The 15,206-nt window shown below is 63.4% G+C and carries 17 protein-coding genes and 1 tRNA gene; 5 read left to right on the top strand and 13 right to left on the bottom strand.

From position 1 onward, the window contains the following. Nucleotides 1-146 precede the first annotated feature (146 nt). The 9 genes from obgE to IH615_RS17875 all read right to left on the bottom strand — a co-directional run bounded on the left by obgE (nt 147) and on the right by IH615_RS17875 (nt 5,656). Nucleotides 147-1,190: a GTPase ObgE gene (gene obgE, locus IH615_RS17915; protein ID WP_291364014.1), complete on the bottom strand. Its 1,044-nt coding sequence runs from the start codon at nt 1,188-1,190 to the stop codon at nt 147-149. Beyond that, nucleotides 1,187-1,723 carry a GNAT family N-acetyltransferase gene (locus IH615_RS17910; RefSeq protein ID WP_291364012.1) on the bottom strand — a complete coding sequence of 179 codons (537 nt, stop codon included), beginning with the start codon at nt 1,721-1,723 and terminating at the stop codon, nt 1,187-1,189. The genes obgE and IH615_RS17910 overlap by 4 nt, the downstream gene beginning before the upstream one ends. Beyond that, nucleotides 1,720-2,244 (bottom strand): GNAT family N-acetyltransferase, encoded by a 525-nt coding sequence (locus tag IH615_RS17905; protein WP_291364010.1) that lies wholly within the window; start codon nt 2,242-2,244, stop codon nt 1,720-1,722. The genes IH615_RS17910 and IH615_RS17905 overlap by 4 nt, the downstream gene beginning before the upstream one ends. Further along, nucleotides 2,241-2,762: a GNAT family N-acetyltransferase gene (locus tag IH615_RS17900; RefSeq protein WP_291364008.1), complete on the bottom strand. Its 522-nt coding sequence runs from the start codon at nt 2,760-2,762 to the stop codon at nt 2,241-2,243. Before IH615_RS17900 ends, IH615_RS17905 begins: the two co-directional genes overlap by 4 nt. Beyond that, nucleotides 2,759-3,286, bottom strand: a complete 528-nt coding sequence (locus tag IH615_RS17895) for a GNAT family N-acetyltransferase (protein WP_291364006.1) — start codon at nt 3,284-3,286, stop codon at nt 2,759-2,761. Before IH615_RS17895 ends, IH615_RS17900 begins: the two co-directional genes overlap by 4 nt. A 128-nt stretch (nt 3,287-3,414) precedes the next feature. After that, entirely contained in the window at nt 3,415-3,681 is a 267-nt protein-coding gene (gene rpmA, locus IH615_RS17890; RefSeq protein WP_291364004.1) for a 50S ribosomal protein L27, read from the bottom strand. A 12-nt stretch (nt 3,682-3,693) separates the two neighbouring features. Beyond that, nucleotides 3,694-4,254, bottom strand: a complete 561-nt coding sequence (rplU, locus tag IH615_RS17885; RefSeq protein WP_291364002.1) for a 50S ribosomal protein L21 — start codon at nt 4,252-4,254, stop codon at nt 3,694-3,696. A gap of 226 nt (nt 4,255-4,480) precedes the next feature. Then, a complete protein-coding gene (locus tag IH615_RS17880; RefSeq protein ID WP_291364000.1) occupies nt 4,481-5,254 on the bottom strand; it encodes an MBL fold metallo-hydrolase in 774 nt (257 codons plus the stop codon). 84 nt (nt 5,255-5,338) lie between these two features. Next, nucleotides 5,339-5,656, bottom strand: coding sequence for a gamma-glutamylcyclotransferase family protein (locus tag IH615_RS17875; RefSeq protein ID WP_291363998.1), 318 nt, complete (start codon nt 5,654-5,656; stop codon nt 5,339-5,341). A gap of 120 nt (nt 5,657-5,776) precedes the next feature. Here IH615_RS17875 and IH615_RS17870 point away from each other — a divergent pair. Both IH615_RS17870 and IH615_RS17865 read left to right on the top strand, forming a co-directional pair. Next, nucleotides 5,777-5,866: transfer RNA gene (locus IH615_RS17870), tRNA-Ser, on the top strand. An 85-nt stretch (nt 5,867-5,951) separates the two neighbouring features. Then, entirely contained in the window at nt 5,952-7,610 is a 1,659-nt protein-coding gene (locus IH615_RS17865) for a DUF6538 domain-containing protein (RefSeq protein ID WP_291363996.1), read from the top strand. Nucleotides 7,611-7,685: 75 nt separating this feature from the next. Here IH615_RS17865 and IH615_RS17860 read toward each other — a convergent pair whose 3' ends face one another. After that, entirely contained in the window at nt 7,686-8,912 is a 1,227-nt protein-coding gene (locus IH615_RS17860; protein WP_291363994.1) for a phospholipase D family protein, read from the bottom strand. 249 nt (nt 8,913-9,161) lie between these two features. Between IH615_RS17860 and IH615_RS17855 the strand changes: the two genes are divergently transcribed. Then, a complete protein-coding gene (locus IH615_RS17855) occupies nt 9,162-10,322 on the top strand; it encodes a phospholipase D family protein (RefSeq protein WP_291363992.1) in 1,161 nt (386 codons plus the stop codon). Between the two features lie 357 nt (nt 10,323-10,679). On the opposite strand, the gene IH615_RS17850 is transcribed toward IH615_RS17855, so the two are convergent. Then, the gene (locus IH615_RS17850; protein ID WP_291363990.1) at nt 10,680-10,919 is read right to left on the bottom strand and encodes a hypothetical protein; all 240 of its coding nucleotides are present in this window, start codon (nt 10,917-10,919) and stop codon (nt 10,680-10,682) included. 53 nt (nt 10,920-10,972) lie between these two features. Here IH615_RS17850 and IH615_RS17845 point away from each other — a divergent pair, with 53 nt between their 5' ends. Continuing rightward, nucleotides 10,973-11,407: an abortive infection family protein gene (locus tag IH615_RS17845; protein ID WP_291363988.1), complete on the top strand. Its 435-nt coding sequence runs from the start codon at nt 10,973-10,975 to the stop codon at nt 11,405-11,407. Between the two features lie 114 nt (nt 11,408-11,521). After that, the gene (locus IH615_RS17840) at nt 11,522-13,162 is read left to right on the top strand and encodes a hypothetical protein (RefSeq protein ID WP_291363986.1); all 1,641 of its coding nucleotides are present in this window, start codon (nt 11,522-11,524) and stop codon (nt 13,160-13,162) included. Between the two features lie 87 nt (nt 13,163-13,249). Here the strand turns inward: IH615_RS17840 and IH615_RS17835 are convergent, their stop codons facing one another. Beyond that, nucleotides 13,250-14,311 (bottom strand): RES family NAD+ phosphorylase, encoded by a 1,062-nt coding sequence (locus tag IH615_RS17835; RefSeq protein WP_291363984.1) that lies wholly within the window; start codon nt 14,309-14,311, stop codon nt 13,250-13,252. A gap of 144 nt (nt 14,312-14,455) precedes the next feature. Next, nucleotides 14,456-15,034, bottom strand: a complete 579-nt coding sequence (locus tag IH615_RS17830; protein ID WP_291363982.1) for a DNA-binding protein — start codon at nt 15,032-15,034, stop codon at nt 14,456-14,458. Nucleotides 15,035-15,206: the final 172 nt, after the last annotated feature.

Below are 15,206 nucleotides of genomic sequence, written 5' to 3'. Positions count from 1 at the left end.
CTCCCTTTGGGGGAGACGTCGGCGCGCAGCGCCGGGTGAGGGGGCCTTTGCTGGGTGAAGTGCCTGGAAAGGCCCCCTCACCCGACCCGAAGACGGGTCGACCTCTCCCCCAAAGGGAGAGGTGAAGAGGGCATGCGCCAATCCCATCACGGCGCCCAATTGGGTTCTGCCTTGCGCCGCGCGGCTTCCAGCTTGGCGGCCTTGGTGGCGTCGAGCGTCTCGATGACGCCGTAGAGCACCATGTCCGTGCCCTTGCCGGTGACGCCCGAGACCAGCAGCACATCCTGCTTGCTGACTTTCTTCAGCACCTTGAGCTTTTCCTTGAGATCGTCGGGCTCGATGGCGTCGATCTTGTTGAGCACCACGATTTCCGGCTTCTCGGCCAGCCGTTCGTCATAGGCAGCCAGTTCATTGCGGATAGTCTTGTAGGCCTGCTTGACGTCGTCCTGGGTGCCGTCGATCAGGTGGATCAGCACGCCGCAGCGCTCGACATGGCCCAGGAACCGGTCGCCGATGCCGGCGCCTTCGCTGGCGCCTTCGATCAGGCCCGGAATGTCAGCCAGGACGAAATCGCGCTCGCCGATCGAGACCACGCCCAGGTTGGGATGGAGCGTGGTGAAGGGATAGTCGGCGATCTTGGGCTTGGCCGCCGAAACGGCGGCGAGGAAGGTGGATTTGCCGGCATTGGGCAGGCCCACGAGGCCCGCATCGGCGATCAGCTTGAGCCGCAGCCAGACCCACTTTTCCGTGCCGACCTGGCCGGGATTGGCGTGGCGGGGAGCCTGGTTCGAGCTGGTCTTGAAGTGGGCATTGCCGAAGCCGCCATTGCCGCCAGAAAGCAGCACGACGCGCTGGCCCACCTCGGTCATGTCGGCGATCAGGGTTTCGTTGTCGTCCTCGAATACCTGGGTGCCCACGGGCACGCGCAGCACCACGTCCTCGCCATCGGCGCCGGTGCGCTGCTTGCCCATGCCATGTGTGCCGGTCTTGGCCTTGAAATGCTGCTGGTAGCGGTAGTCGATCAGCGTATTGAGGCCATCGACGCATTCGAGCACGATGTCGCCGCCACGGCCGCCATTGCCGCCATTGGGGCCGCCGAACTCGACGAACTTTTCGCGGAGGAACGATACCGCGCCACCGCCGCCGTCGCCGGATCGAATATAGACCTTGGCCTGGTCGAGGAACTTCATTTGTCTCTGGCCTTCCAGACGCTGCGCGTCATGATTGTGTCGATATGCTCCACCTCGGCGCCACGCGCAAGGCAGAGCAGGGTTGAGCGCCCGGTTTGGATAAATCCGAGCCTGGTCTGAATGGCCAGCGAGGCCGCGTTGAAGTGGAACACGCCGGAATAGACAGCCGGCGCATCCGATACCGAAAACAGCCAATCGAGGCTGGCTATCACCGCTTCGGTCATGATGCCCCGGTTCCAGAAGGGCTGGCCCAGCCAATAGCCGATGATCGGTCCCTCGGCTCCCTGGTGGAAACCCACCTGGCCGACCAGGCCCTGATCGGGCAGGTCGATGGCAAAATTGGTCGCTTCGGCCGGCAGGTCGGCCCGCCTGGTGTTGAGCCACGCCTTCGCATCACTCAAATGGTAGGGAAAGGGCACGCGCGCAAGGTTGCCCGAGACCGCAAAATCGTTGAGGTAGCGGGCAATCGGTTCGGCGTCGCCCATTTGCGGCTGGCGCAGGACGAAGCGGGGCGTGTGCAGCGTCACATTCATGCGGCGCTCCACGCCATGATCAGCAGCGGCTTGCCACGATGGCGCTCGACCACGCTGTGTGTCCGTTCCTCGATGGTGAAACCCGCTTTTTCCAACACACGGATCGAGCCAGGGTTGCTTTCGAGCACCCGGGCGCTGATCTGCGGAATCTGGCCGCTGGCCCGCGCTGCATCGAGCAGTCCGATGACCGCCTCGGGAGCAAAGCCCTGGCCCCAATGGGGCTGGCCCAGCCAGTAACCCAACTCGGGGCGTTTGCCCGGCTCGAATTTCAGACTGACGACGCCGATCAGGCGGCCCGCGCTGGCAATCGCGTAGGCGAGAGGGGATTGCGGATCCCCGACACGTTGCAGAAAACTGCGGCCATGCTCTTCCAGATAGGGGAAGGGCATGACGGCGGTCGGCTCGATCACCTGCCAATTGTTTGCCAGCGTCACCAGATCGGCAAGGTCGGTCATGACAGGGGCGCGGAGCACCAGGCGCGCGGTCGCAATGGTGGCGGGCAGTGCTTCTCTGGGCGTCATGACTGTGCTCCCCGTGCCTGCCAGGCCGACCGCGACAATGTCGTCACCACATGGTCGACATTGTGCTGCAGCGTCTGGCTGAAGCGCATTTCCCGTCCGGTCGGCGTGAAGCCGAGCTTGCGCTGCACCGCCAGCGAGGCGGCATTGTCGTGATGGGCGCTGGACAGGACCAACTCCCTGTCGCAACCGGCGAAATGCCAATCGAGCAGCGCGGTGGCGGCTTCGGTCACATAGCCCTTGTTCCAGTGCGGCCGGGCGATCCAGAAGCCGAGTTCATTGAGCAGCGATACGCAGCCGATAACGCCCTTGCCGGGCAGCTCGATGATCAGCAGCGCCTGTTCCGGTGTGGCCGGACGGGCCTGACGCAGCCAGTCGACGGCCATGGCCAGGGAATAGGGATAGGGCACCGGCGTCAGGAACCGCGCCACCTCATATTCGCCGATCCCCAGGGCATAGCAGGGCGCATCGTCGAGATCAGGCTCGCGCAGGATCAACCGTTCGGTCCGGATGGGGATCATCTCTCGAACTCCAGCCGCATCTGCATCACCTGCCGCCCGGCCAGCGTGCCGGCCTTGTCGACATCCTCGCCGGTCTCGATGAAGCCCACCTTGCGCAAAACATTGCGCGAGGCGGCATTGGTCAGCAGAGCCCGTGATCGCAGCGCTCGATAGCCCGCTATCCGCGCTGCCGCGACCACGGCCTGGGCCGCCTCGGTGGCATAGCCGTGGCCCCAATAGGGCTGGCCCAGCCAGTAGCCGAGTTCGGGCAACTGATCGGGCAGCAGGTGGAGGCCCATCGTGCCGATATAGGTGCCCTGCAGCAGGATCGACCAGGCGAACTCCTCGGGCCCGCGCGCAATATTCTCGACGAAGTCGCGCGCATGACTTTCGTCATAGGGATGAGGCAGGCGCGACAGCACCTCGTGGATGGACCTGCTGTTGGCCAGCATGGCCATTTCTGGAACATGGGCCAGGGTGGGAGTGGTCAGCACCAGGCGGTCCGTCGTGATCGTTGCGGGCAGGCGATCCCTAGTGCTGTTCATTTGACGTCTATCCACGTGGCGAAAATGCGAAAAGGGGAACCGGCGCACCGGTTCCCCTTGATCAATCTCGCATTGTGGGAACACGAGCCGGGGAACTGGTCACCGGCTGGTTCGAGGGACCTGCCGGGTTATTCGGCGGCCTCTGCCGGGGTCACGTTGACGAAAACCTGCGAATTCGCACGGGTTCGGAACGTCACGGCGCCGTCGACGAGTGCATAGATAGTGTGGTCCTTGCCCAGGCCGACGCCGGTGCCGGGGTGCCACTTGGTGCCGCGCTGGCGGATGATGATGTTGCCGGCGACGACAGCTTCGCCACCGAACTTCTTGACGCCAAGACGACGGCCAGCGGTATCACGACCGTTGCGGGATGAACCGCCTGCTTTTTTGTGTGCCATCTCTAGGGCTCCTTATTCCTTGTCGGCCTTGGGAGCTGCCTTCTTGGCAGCCGGGGCCTTCTTCGCCGGCTTTTCAGCGGCGGTGTCTTCGGTGGCAGCGGCGACCTTGGGGGCAGCAGCCTTCTTTGCCGGTGCCTTGGCCGGAGCCTCGGCGGTTTCCGCAGCGGCGACCTTGGGGGCAGCCTTGGCCGACTTCTTGGCCGGAGCGGCTTCGCTCACAATCTCGGTCGGCTTGGCAACACCGGCCGCCTTGATCGTCGGCTTGGCGCCGCCGGTCAGGATCTCGGTGATGCGCACGGTCGACAGCAGCTGGCGATGGCCGTTGCGGCGACGGTAATTGTGGCGACGGTTCTTCTTGAGAATGATGACCGTCTTCTGCTTGCGGGTCTCGAGCAGTTCGGCAGCGACGAGCGCGCCTTCGACGAGCGGAGCACCGACTTCGCCATCAACCATCAGCACCTGGTCGAAGGTGACGATGGTGCCGGCTTCGGCATCGAGCTTTTCAATCTTGAGAACGTCGTTGGCGGCAACCTTGTACTGCTTGCCACCGGTCTTGATCACGGCGAAAGTCATAGCTTAACCGGGAGCGTCAAACGCCCGGTCCCATTGTGTCGCGCTCTGTGGCGCCGCAGGTGTAAGCCCGGATCCTGCGGTCTTCTTGCATGCTGCCGGCGATTAGACCGGCGGGCAGCCTCGAACAGCGTTTTCAAACAAAGAAAAGCGCGCCAGCAGGGCCAGCGCACGTTTCAGGTCGCGCTTATCGGGGCAAATGCCACAAGAGTCAAGGGTTGGCGCGGGGTCAGCCGCCGTTTGGATACCATTGGCGCAGGCGTATTTCAGTGTCCGGTCCGACCGCTGTCTCCAACACCGAGAGGTCGCTTTCCCCATAGTGATAGGGATAGGCGATGCGCGGCTTGAAAGTGTTGATGGCCTCGGCCGCCTGATCCGGCGTCATCGTATAGGGCAGGTTCATCGGCAGGAAGGCGACCTCGATATCGGTCAGGGCCAGCATGTCGTCGGTCGGCTCGGTGTCGCCAGCCACATAGACCTGCTTGTCGCCCAGCGTCAGCACATAGCCGTTGCCGACGCCGACAGGGTGGTAGCGCATCCGGTCCTCGGTGATGTTGTGGGCAGCGATGGCGCGCACGGCGATGCCGTTGAGGCTGTCCTCGCCGCCATTGGCGATAGCCTTGGCACTGGCCTTCAGGCCCTCGGGCAATTTGTCGAACACTTCCTGGCTGGTGAGGATGGGTGCCGAGCCGGCAATGGCCTCGAGCGTAGGCGCGTCGAAATGGTCGCCATGGCCATGTGTCACCAGGATGGCCGTCGGTGGCGGCAATCCCACATAGCGGGCGGCGCCGCCCACAGGATCGACATAGATCACCGCATCGCCGAATCCCAGCAGCAGGCTGGCATGATCAACCGGATGGATGATGATATCGCCGTCGGCAGTCGGCACGCTGTCTCCGTCGAGCGCCGCCTCCTGCGCCCAGGCACTGCCAAGAAATCCGCTGCCGACCGACAGCAGCGGCAGTGTTGCCATGCCGGCAACCACGTCGCGACGCTTTATCAATTGAGAATCTCCCTTTTGCTTTGTTCAGCGTTCAAACGAACGCCGGCCCCGGGCAGAAGTTCGGCAACCACGAAATTGTGACGGTTAGCGCCGGGCCGTTCCCGCCCGCGCCGCGCGGGCCAGTTCGGTCTCACGTGCGAGCACCTGGGGCTTGTGCTCCCGTATCCAGTGATTGAGCGTCCAGGCGGCGGCGGATGGAGCCACCAGCAGCAGCAGGCCCGGCGCCGCGCTTCCGGGCCGCCTCAGCAAAACCGGATAGACCCGGCCGGGAAAGTACACGGCTACGCAATCGGGCGCCGTCGCCGCAATGAGCTGGCGGACGGCCACGGTCCGTCCGAGCACGGCGGCCAGAATGTCGGGGTCCCGCAAGGTGCCGTAGAGGAAGAGAGGGGCAGGAGTCATGGCCGTGCCAACGCAATGAAAGCATATTGGCCGAGGGTGTTGCAGCCCATCGAATGCTATGTCATAAGCCCGGCCGTGTCGACCAGCCGGCTCCCGCGAGGGTGCCCCAATCGATCTCGCGGAGAGATGGCAGAGTGGTTGAATGCACCGCACTCGAAATGCGGCATAGGGGCAACTCTATCGGGGGTTCGAATCCCTCTCTCTCCGCCATTCATCCCAAAAGCCTTGGAATTCCTGAAAGCCTTGTGCGACAAGGCCTTGCGCCGCCCGACTGATACAGGAAGGTGATACAGGAATGACTCTAAAACCCTCCGGCCCATGGCCGCTGCCCAAGAGCGGTATTCTCTACACCCGACTTTGGGTCCCGATCGATCTCCAGCCCATCCTGAAGCGCAAGGAAGTCCGCAAGTCGTTGGGCACCCGCGATCCTCGGATCGCCCTGCGCCTGCACAAGCAGGCAGTGGCAGCGATCGAGGCGGAGTGGGAGCAGCTGCGGCTGGCCTCCTCGGAGATGGCGCCGGCCTCGCCGAACCGGGTGCAGCGACGGCTGACCCACAAGGAGGCGCAAGCGTTGGGCGGCGAGCACTACCGCCGCTATGTCGCCGAGCATGGCGAGGATCCCGGCGCTGTCGAGGACTGGGAGCGCAAGCTGCTTGCGGTGCAGCGTTCGCTGCCCAAGGCGGAATGGCGCGACGGCAAGCGCCCCGTCTTCATCGACGACTTCATGCTCCATCCTGAGCGGAACGCGGTCCATGCGTTCGCCAAGGATGCGCGCACGCTGCTCGAAGACATGAACATCGATGTCGATGCCCAGAGCTTCGCACTGCTCTGCCGGTGCCTCGCCGTTGCGGCCCGCGACGCCATGGAACACCTCAAGCGCAATGCTGCGGGCGACTACACCCCTGACCCCAAGCTTGCTCGTTTCCCTGAGATTCCGAGAAATCTTTCCGGTCCCGCGATCGGCTGCGAGGACCTGCTGGCGCTTTGGGCCAAGGGGAGCGGCAAGGCAATCAGCACCATCGACAGCTGGTCGGGCAAGTTCAGAATGCTGATGAAGTTCACCGGCAAGAACAATGTGGCCGAACTGACCACGAACGACGTGGCACGCTGGCGCGATCACCGTTTCGATCAAGGGGGCGACACGAGCACCATCTCGGCCGGCGATCTCGCCGGCGTGCGAGGCATTCTGGCTTGGGCGGCCTCGAGCACTAAGGTGCCAGGCATCACCGAGAACGTGGCCGAGGGTGTGAAGCAGGAGGTTGCTCCGAGGGTGAGCCTCGGTTCAAAGGGGTTCAGCCATATCGAGGCGCGGACGATCCTGTCGGCCACGCTGATTCCAGGCGGGGGAAGCCTGACCGAGGTCGGAGCCGCGGCCCGGCGATGGGTGCCTTGGCTATGCGCTTATAGTGGTGCCAGGGTTGGCGAGATCGGCCAGCTCCACTCCTCCAATGTCTACCAGGAGGAGACGCCTGACGGAGACCTGATCTGGTGCATGCGATTCACCCCTGAGGATGGCTCGATCAAAACCCATGAGGCACGGGTGGTGCCCATCCATTCGCATGTGCTGGAGCAGGGGTTCCTCGACTACGTGGATCGGCGCCGAGGCAAACCGCTCTTCTACGATCCCGAGCGCGCAAGGAACTCGGCGAAGGGGCACCGGCAGTCGGACAAGGTGGGCGAACGGTTGTCGAAGTGGGTGCGCAAGCTGGGCATCGTGCGAAAGGTGCAGCCCAATCATGCCTGGCGGCACCGTTTCGAGACGCTGAGGCGAAATCTCGATCTTCCCCAGGACGTGGTCGACAAGATCACGGGCCATAAGAACTCCACCCAGGCAGCGGACTACGGCGATTACCTGATCCCAGTGCTGTCCAAGTTGATCGAAAGCCTGCCGAGATATCTGGAGCCAGCAAAGGTACCTCAGAGACCCATCGCCTCGCACCTGAAGGAGGACTAGCTCCGAGGAGCGGCAGTGCCGCGCAAAACAGGCTTGCGTACCGCCGTCATGGATCCTGAGCGATGGCCCTCGAGGTCACCTCCACCCGTGGCCATAGGCGATCGCATCCAGCAGGGCACCGCGACTGGAGGACAGCATTCGTTCGTAGGGGTTGCGGGGCTTTGGCGACCGGTACCAAGGCTGGGTTCCCAGATATTCGAGCAGTTCCGGGTAGGACCCGCTGGCCTTCGGCCGGCGAGGCTTGGACAACGCCGAGCCTCGAATGCCGCTGTACAGTTCCAGCATGGCTTTCGAGCCATTGTTCACCGATACGGCTAGGTCCGGGCGGGCAAGAACGATCAGGCGCGTGGCCACCGAGCCGGCGAACCCTTCGATCTCGGAAATGCGCGCGATGAATCGCGATGCAACCTCGGGAAAGTCCTCGAAACTGCTGTCCATGACCGGCTGCAGCAGCTTGCGTACATGGAGTCGGACAGCTGGTGGTCGTCCATTGCTCGGATTGAACGCCTCCTTCGCCAGGCCGGCACCTTTCATGGATCCGAGCAGCCCGTAGGCAGAATGCTCGCCGCGCAGTTCTATGCCGAGCAGCACGCGGTACTCGAGATACGTCAGGCGGGCGAAGTCGGCTCTCTTGACGATCGCATTCCCCAGATTGATCGTGGTGAGCCAGCTCGGACCCTCGCCATCCACGGTCCAATGGACATTCTGGCTCTTCCAGAACCGGCTCGCGCGACCGATCGCTTCCACATAGGCCGCCCAATCCGCGCCATCGGGCAGGGGATCGAGCACTGAGGGGACAGGTCCGGTTTCCTCGAGATCGGCGATCGGTTCATGGAAGGCCCTGTCCGGGCGCCAATTCGCCTCGTAGTCGTCCACCACGTCGCTGGGATCATGCGGCAGCGAGGCCCAGATCTCGTCGAACCATTGCCGGATGCCATGCCCCTCCGCTACCTCGAACATGACCTCTCTATTCTGCTGGTATCCGCTGCGGGTCAGGTTGGCGCTGCCGATCCATGCCGTCGTCCGTTCCCCATGGTGGAACAGGATCACCTTCGGATGGAAAAGAGGAGCCTTTGTCGGAATGCGGAGATGACCGCCCTCAGCGAACGCGCGGAGCGCGCTCGGATGCGTCGCCCATCCGGCGATGCCGACAATGGCGCGCAGCGGAATGCTCCCGGCCCGTTCCAGCACGGCGTCCATCGCCTGCCCCGGCGATGCCCAAGCAGTGGCAATATCGATCGCGGTAGCGTCTCGAACCAATTCGGCAAGGCGTCCGAGCAGCATGTCTTGGGTCAGCAGCATGGATTCAGTCCCATCCTTTTGCATCGAGCTTGCACGACTGCCCGAACAAATCCACTGTGGTGCGCATCGCGATTGGACGGCCGCGCTCTGCAGCCGCTACGGCCCCGGGTAGTGCCGATGCGCGCCTCGGTCAGGCGGTGGCATTGCTGGCGCGATCTCAATCGTTGATACAGTAGAAGCAGGCGGCCTTCTCGGGCGTCGACGAAACTGCTGGGCAGCTAAGCCTAGGGGTGGGCACCCGAAGCGGGCATGGAGCGTCAGTTGGAAAGCTTTCGACTCGTCGATTCCGGATGGGCCGAGGAGATCGACCGCGAGATGAAATCGCGGCCGGCGGCCCTGCGGATCATCTGCCCTTTCATCAAGCAGTCCACCGTGCAGCGCTTCCTGAAGCTGGCAGTGCCTCCCACCATCGAGGTGATCACTCGCTTCGACCTGAATGGATTCAATGCCGGTGTGAGCGATCTCGCCGCCCTCGAAACCCTGCTTCGCGCCGGCGCAACGGTGCGCGGCATAAGAGGGCTCCACTCCAAGATGTACGTGTTCGGCACCTCTTCGGCGATCGTCACGAGTGCCAACCTCACGGAAGCGGCGATGTTCCGGAACAAGGAGTTCGGGTTCTGTGCCAGCGATTCCAACATCGTGTCGCATTGCCTCGACTACTTCGCGGACCTGTGGGGGAGGACCTCGGTCGACCTGGATGCAGCACGCCTCGCGCAGTGGGCCAAGACGCTCGCCGGCGTGCGCCTGACTGCGGCTCCGGCCCCCCTGCCGGACTTCGGGGAGGACGTGGACCTTGCATCTCCATTCCTGTCGGCGAGCCCGCTCGATGCGCCCCTCCAGTCATTCGTGAAATTCTTCGGTCGGTCGGAGGACCGAGCCGACCTGTCGATGGACATCGGACAGGAGGTCGCGCGATCGGGGTCGAACTGGGCATGCACCTATCCGACCGGGAAGCGCCCCCGGCAGGTCCAGGACGGCGCGGTCATGTTCATGGCACGGATGGTCCAGGATCGCAGCGACTACCGAATATATGGACGAGCCATAGGAAGGCAGCACGTTCCGGGCACCGACGATGCAACGCCGGGCGATCTCTCGGCTCGAAGCTGGAAGGCCGATTGGTCCCACTACATCCGCGTGCACAGTCCGGTCTTCATCGATGGGCCGCTCTCAACCGGGGTGTCCATGGTGGACATGATGGACGAATTGGGCGCCCTGGCCTTTGCTCCGACCCTCCGCAACCTGTCGGCCGGTTTTGGTAACACGAGCCCTCGGCGCGCCATAATGCGAAAGCCCTCCGTGCAGCTCACGCCCCAGGCCCACGCCTGGATATCAACGCGGCTCGAAGCCGCGCTTCTCAAGCATGGCACGCTGGATCTATCGGGGGCCGCGTTCGACGGACCGCATCCTTGATCGCCGTCCAAGTCCGCGTCAGGGATTTCGCCTGGACTTCCCCGATGAACCACCGACCGCGATCGGGACGCTCTTCGCAGCATTCGCCAAAGGCTTGAAAATTCGTCGGCCGTGACGAATGTATCGATGCCTGTTTCGACTGGAAGGCAAATGCACATCCACTTCGCTCCCCAGCCCATAGATGCGCTGGCCCAGGTCATCTCCGGCGGTGGTGGCAATGACCCCTCGCCTCCGATCGGCATCTACCGGTCGGGCCCCAAGCTCGAGAGCTTCATGCGAGGTTGCAACGTCAGCATGAGCGTCGGAAGCGCATCGCGCCTCCCGACGCTGGTGGACGCGCTGGAAGGCGTGAACCGCTCAGAGGACCAGACAATATTGCGGACCATTGCCGAGCGGGCGGCGGACCCCCGAGACTTCCTCGACGATCCTGAAAGACATCGGGCAGTCCTCGACTATCTCAATGCCAGATTGCGCTACGACGGGCTCGAAATTGCAGCAGATGGGCGGCAAGGTACGACTGACCCAGGCCGGGCAGTCGACGGCCGTGATCGACACGCTGGCCGCGACCGCCGCCGTCATCGATTTCGACACGGTCAACGACCGCCGCCGTCATCGATTTCGACACGGTCAACCACGACCTGGAATGGGCCATGGCGAACGTCGACACCGATCCCGAGGATGCGGTCACCGCGGCATGCTCGGTTCTCGAAAGCGTGTGCCGGTCCATATTGGTGGAACTGGACATTCCGCTGCCGAACCAAAAGGATATACAGGGCCTCTACAAGGCGGTTCGGGATCCCTTGGGGCTCAATCCGGCGAAGACCGGCGTGGCCGACGACATAGCCGACGACGTTCGCACGATTCTGGGGGGATTGAACTCCACCGTCCAAGGCATCGGAGCTCTCAGGACTCACGGCGGCGATGCCCACGGCAAGGAGCGGGGGCGGCCCAGGGCGATCGATCGACGCATAGCGCGTTTGGCGATCCATGCCGCCAGCGCTGCGGCAGTCTTCCTCATCGAGACTTGGCAGTTCAAGTATCCATCCAGGACGCTACGAGCTGCTGTCTCGCCCACGTCAGCTTGAAACCAGTCTGGTAATTCCAACACTTCGCTGTTTCGCCCAGTGCCATGTAGCTGAAGTAGTCGAATTCAACCCAATCTGCCTTGGCCCTGCTCACCTCGTGCCCGGATCATCGTGATGAAAGAACGCGTGAAACTGAAGTTCCGGCGATATCTGTCGAGCGACGAGTTCCTTAGCCAACTATATCGTGGCATCCATCACGGCGACAGCCTTCTCGATTGGTTCGAGGAGAGCGGACTCGTTCGCCCGATCATCAGGCTGGTCTGGCCTGAGGCGATCGCGCGGCGCTGGTGGCGAGAGACTCGCGACTGGGCCGGAGTCATGGTGGACGAAATGGAGCCGGACGGCTTGCGCCTGAACGCTGCGGTGGAGTTGGCCAACGCCCTCTTCAAATTGCGAGGTGCCCACAATGACCTCCCGCACCCGCTCGATGATCCCGATCCGACATGGGAGCCCTTTCTGCAGCGCGATGCAGCTCAGACTTTCGTCCGGCGTGCCGAAAGGCGGTATTCGATCGGGAATGCGCTGCATGCCGTTGCGCACGACCGGGGCCACCTCCGGGACTTCTATTCCGCCTGGCAGGTCCTGGCCGCCGCCGAGATCGCCGAAATGGGCATCTTCTTCCGGCTCGACATGACCAACGACGCCGTGGCCGAGGCGGCGCGCATCGCCCTGCGCGAACGCCGCGCGCCCGACGGACCCGCCCACGAGGTCTTCGCACCAAATCGCGCGCTGCGGGGCCTGCGCGAGCATCGTGCCGCGCTCGACGCTGCGGTTTGGGCGAGCGAGGAAGGAGAAATGGCGCTCCTGCGCGCTGCTCGCAGTCACGGCGGCCGCCGCTTCCAGCTTACCGAAACCGAAGACGCCAGCTATCGCGCCGACCGCGAAACGGCGGCCCGTGTCGCCATGGCGCGACACACGGTCGACGCGAAAGCGGTCCTCGCGCTCTGCCGGTTCCTTGCGGAACAATGGATCCATTGGGACGATCAAGGCCGACCGTTGATCGCAGAGGCATACCGTATCCACCTGGCGGCAGCCGTGCGGATGCTCCAGGTCGCCGAGGGCCTGTCCTTCGAGCAGGTCGTCCAGCAAGCAGATGCGGAAACTACCGGAACCGGCTCGCTGCTCAGGCGGGTTTGGCCGGACTGGAGTGCCGAACAGCAAGAGAGACTGACCCGCACCCTTAGGTCGGCCCTTCCCGTGGAAGGACCAGGCGCTGTGTCGAATGAGGAACTCGAGGAGTTCGCCACCTTCCTCGACCAGGAACGGCAGGACGCGATCTTCCTCCGGCTTGGGTCCTTCGAACGTCACGCCTTCGACACCGATGATCCCGCTGCGATGGGCGGTAGGGCTTCAGACCTTCAAGGGGTGGCGGTGGCGGTGGAGCACGTGGTGCGCGCCATGGGTGGCCAAGGCGACCAGCTCTACGACATGTTCAAGCGATCGTGGCACGGAACGCCAGTCGATCGGCTTCTCAGGGCGAACGAACAGCTCGCCCGCAACGGCGATCGCATGAAGGATTGGCCCGCCCTGAAAGCCGAAATCGCAGCGCTCGCAGCGACGGGCGCCGCTGGCACCGTGGCAGCGAACCTCATCATGGCGCACCGGATGCGCGGGGCGGTGCACAACCCGATGGCTGAGGACGATCAGTTCGAACTCGAGCGAATCTTGGTCCAGGTGCTGGCGGCGGCAGCAATGACCCACGCCCATGTCTCCCGGCAGGCCCTGCGGGCGGCAGCATCGCTCCCGGAGGGTTAGGAGGCCAATGGTGGCGGCAGCAAACACGGTCGACAAGCCCAACCTATCGAGTGGAGGCCGCTTTCCGCCGACCATACCGTCGCGAGATCAGGCGCTAGGTCGGTCCACGCCGACCAGCCTGGTTCGCTCGGCAAAATCCTGCGCGGGATCGAGCAGGACGAAATTCGATCCATTGCTGTCCTTGGTGGAGCCGTACCTTATGGCATCGAAACCGGCCGACCGAGCACAGTCGGCAACGAAGCGGGAGAACACATATTGGGGCTTCGACCAACCCGTACCCGTGTTGGGACCGGCAAGCAGAGCGGAGGATGCGACGGCGCTCAATATCTCGAACGAAGTCGCGTCCTCATCCAGTTCCACCAGATCGAGAACCAGTGAGGGCCCCAACCCGATATCGAGCTCGGCCACGCAAACCTCCTCCGTCTTGCCTCCTATTTCGAGCCTGGCCGTGTTGAGGGTGTCGGCCACGTAGAGCACCGAATTTCCCGCGTGATTGAACCTGCCCTCCCCGACACGATCGGCCGGTGCCGGCCCGAAAGAACCCGCCGAGTCGAACGACTGGCCCAAGCGGATCAGGTCGGCGATCGCACGCGCACGGAACAGCCGGGACGGCAGTGCCTTGCGCGCAACCGCGGCCGAGTGCGAGCGAATGGCGTCGAGAACCTCTTTCGCGAATTGGTGCTCCAGCAGGAGAAAGGGGGTGCGTTTGCCCAGTGCCGAGAGCTCGTCGATGGCGCGCTCGATCTCGGGAACATCGCTGAAGAGGTGCTCGAAGATCCAGAAATTGGTCCGGATGATCGCGTCGCAACGCGGACAGGAGACGAAGTTGATCAACGTCGAGAATTCGGCTTCCGAGTACACTTCGCGCAATCGCGAGGTCTCGAAGAACCACGAGATGTCAGTCGATTGCCGCTGAAACTCCATGTCGCGAAAAGTGACCCCCGGCCAATGGGCGGCAAAATCGTCGTAGCACGCGTCGCAGCAGGCCAAGCTGGACGACATCCAGGAGTCGATCTCGTCGGAGAACGCATCGTTGAACATCGCGATGTCGTGCTGACATACGGGCAAGAACCCACCAATGGCGTGCGCAGGAAGGAAAGTGGCATCGATGTCGGTCGTGACGAGGCGCAAGCCTGAGTCGTCGGTCATTCTTCGTGGTCCAGCAAAGTATTTGCGCCGCCATGGCGACGACATCATGCCACACCGCCACACAACCTTGCAGCCCGATGGAGACGCTATCTCGAGGACATCTTCGGCGGAGACCGCCGAGCAGGCAGGCATCTGCCTGCCCAGCTACTGCTCTTGCAGCGTCCTCGCGCGCTTCGACTTGGCCGATGACGCCTCCTCCACCAAGGCTTCGAAGCATTCCAGCGCTCCAAGCAGATCCGCGGCCGCGGACTCTCGGCCCAAGGCCAGTTCTGCTCTGAGTTCGACGATTGTCCCTTCCGCTGCGGCGAGCCGCTGACCGGATTCTTCCTCACTGGTTCGAGCTTGGTCCAGCAGCAGTTTCAGGCTTTTCACCTCCGCCTCCAGGTTCTGGTTGGCGTCGGACAATTCCTGGATCTGCGCATCGAGATCCTCGAGGGAGCTGGCCAGTCGTTGAGTTGCGGCCCTGGTCCGATCCGCCTCGGCGGTCCGGCCCGCCTGGAAGATGTCCCCGAGGGCCGCTCGGGCCAGCTCAAGCACCGCCGGTGGCACCTCATCGGGTTCGACGGTTCCTGTTCGCAGTGTGCGCAAGTGGTCGAGCACGGTCTTCTTGCCGCCACCGCCGATCAGTTCGATGACGCGGTCGGCGGTGACTCGGACGTCTTTCTTGCGCAATGTTGCGACGGCCTGCCTTACGCGGTCGATCGTGGCGATCTCAGCACTCATGAAGACCTCCCTCGTTGGCGGTGCGGTACTGAACCGTACCGGTGTCGATGGGACTCGAAAATTTTGCACGGGTGACTCCTTATGATTTGAGGACTGCTGGTGGTTCGGTCGCTGCCTTCAGTTGGAAGCGATCCCTGGAACCCTCCCAACCTTTGGCATGCAGCCCCGTTGG

It is taken from the genome of Devosia sp., from assembly GCF_014860165.1.
In the GTDB taxonomy this organism is placed as follows: domain Bacteria; phylum Pseudomonadota; class Alphaproteobacteria; order Rhizobiales; family Devosiaceae; genus Devosia.
The sequence above is the reverse complement of the archived record's forward strand: the minus strand, read 5'-3'. Positions and strand labels throughout refer to the sequence as shown.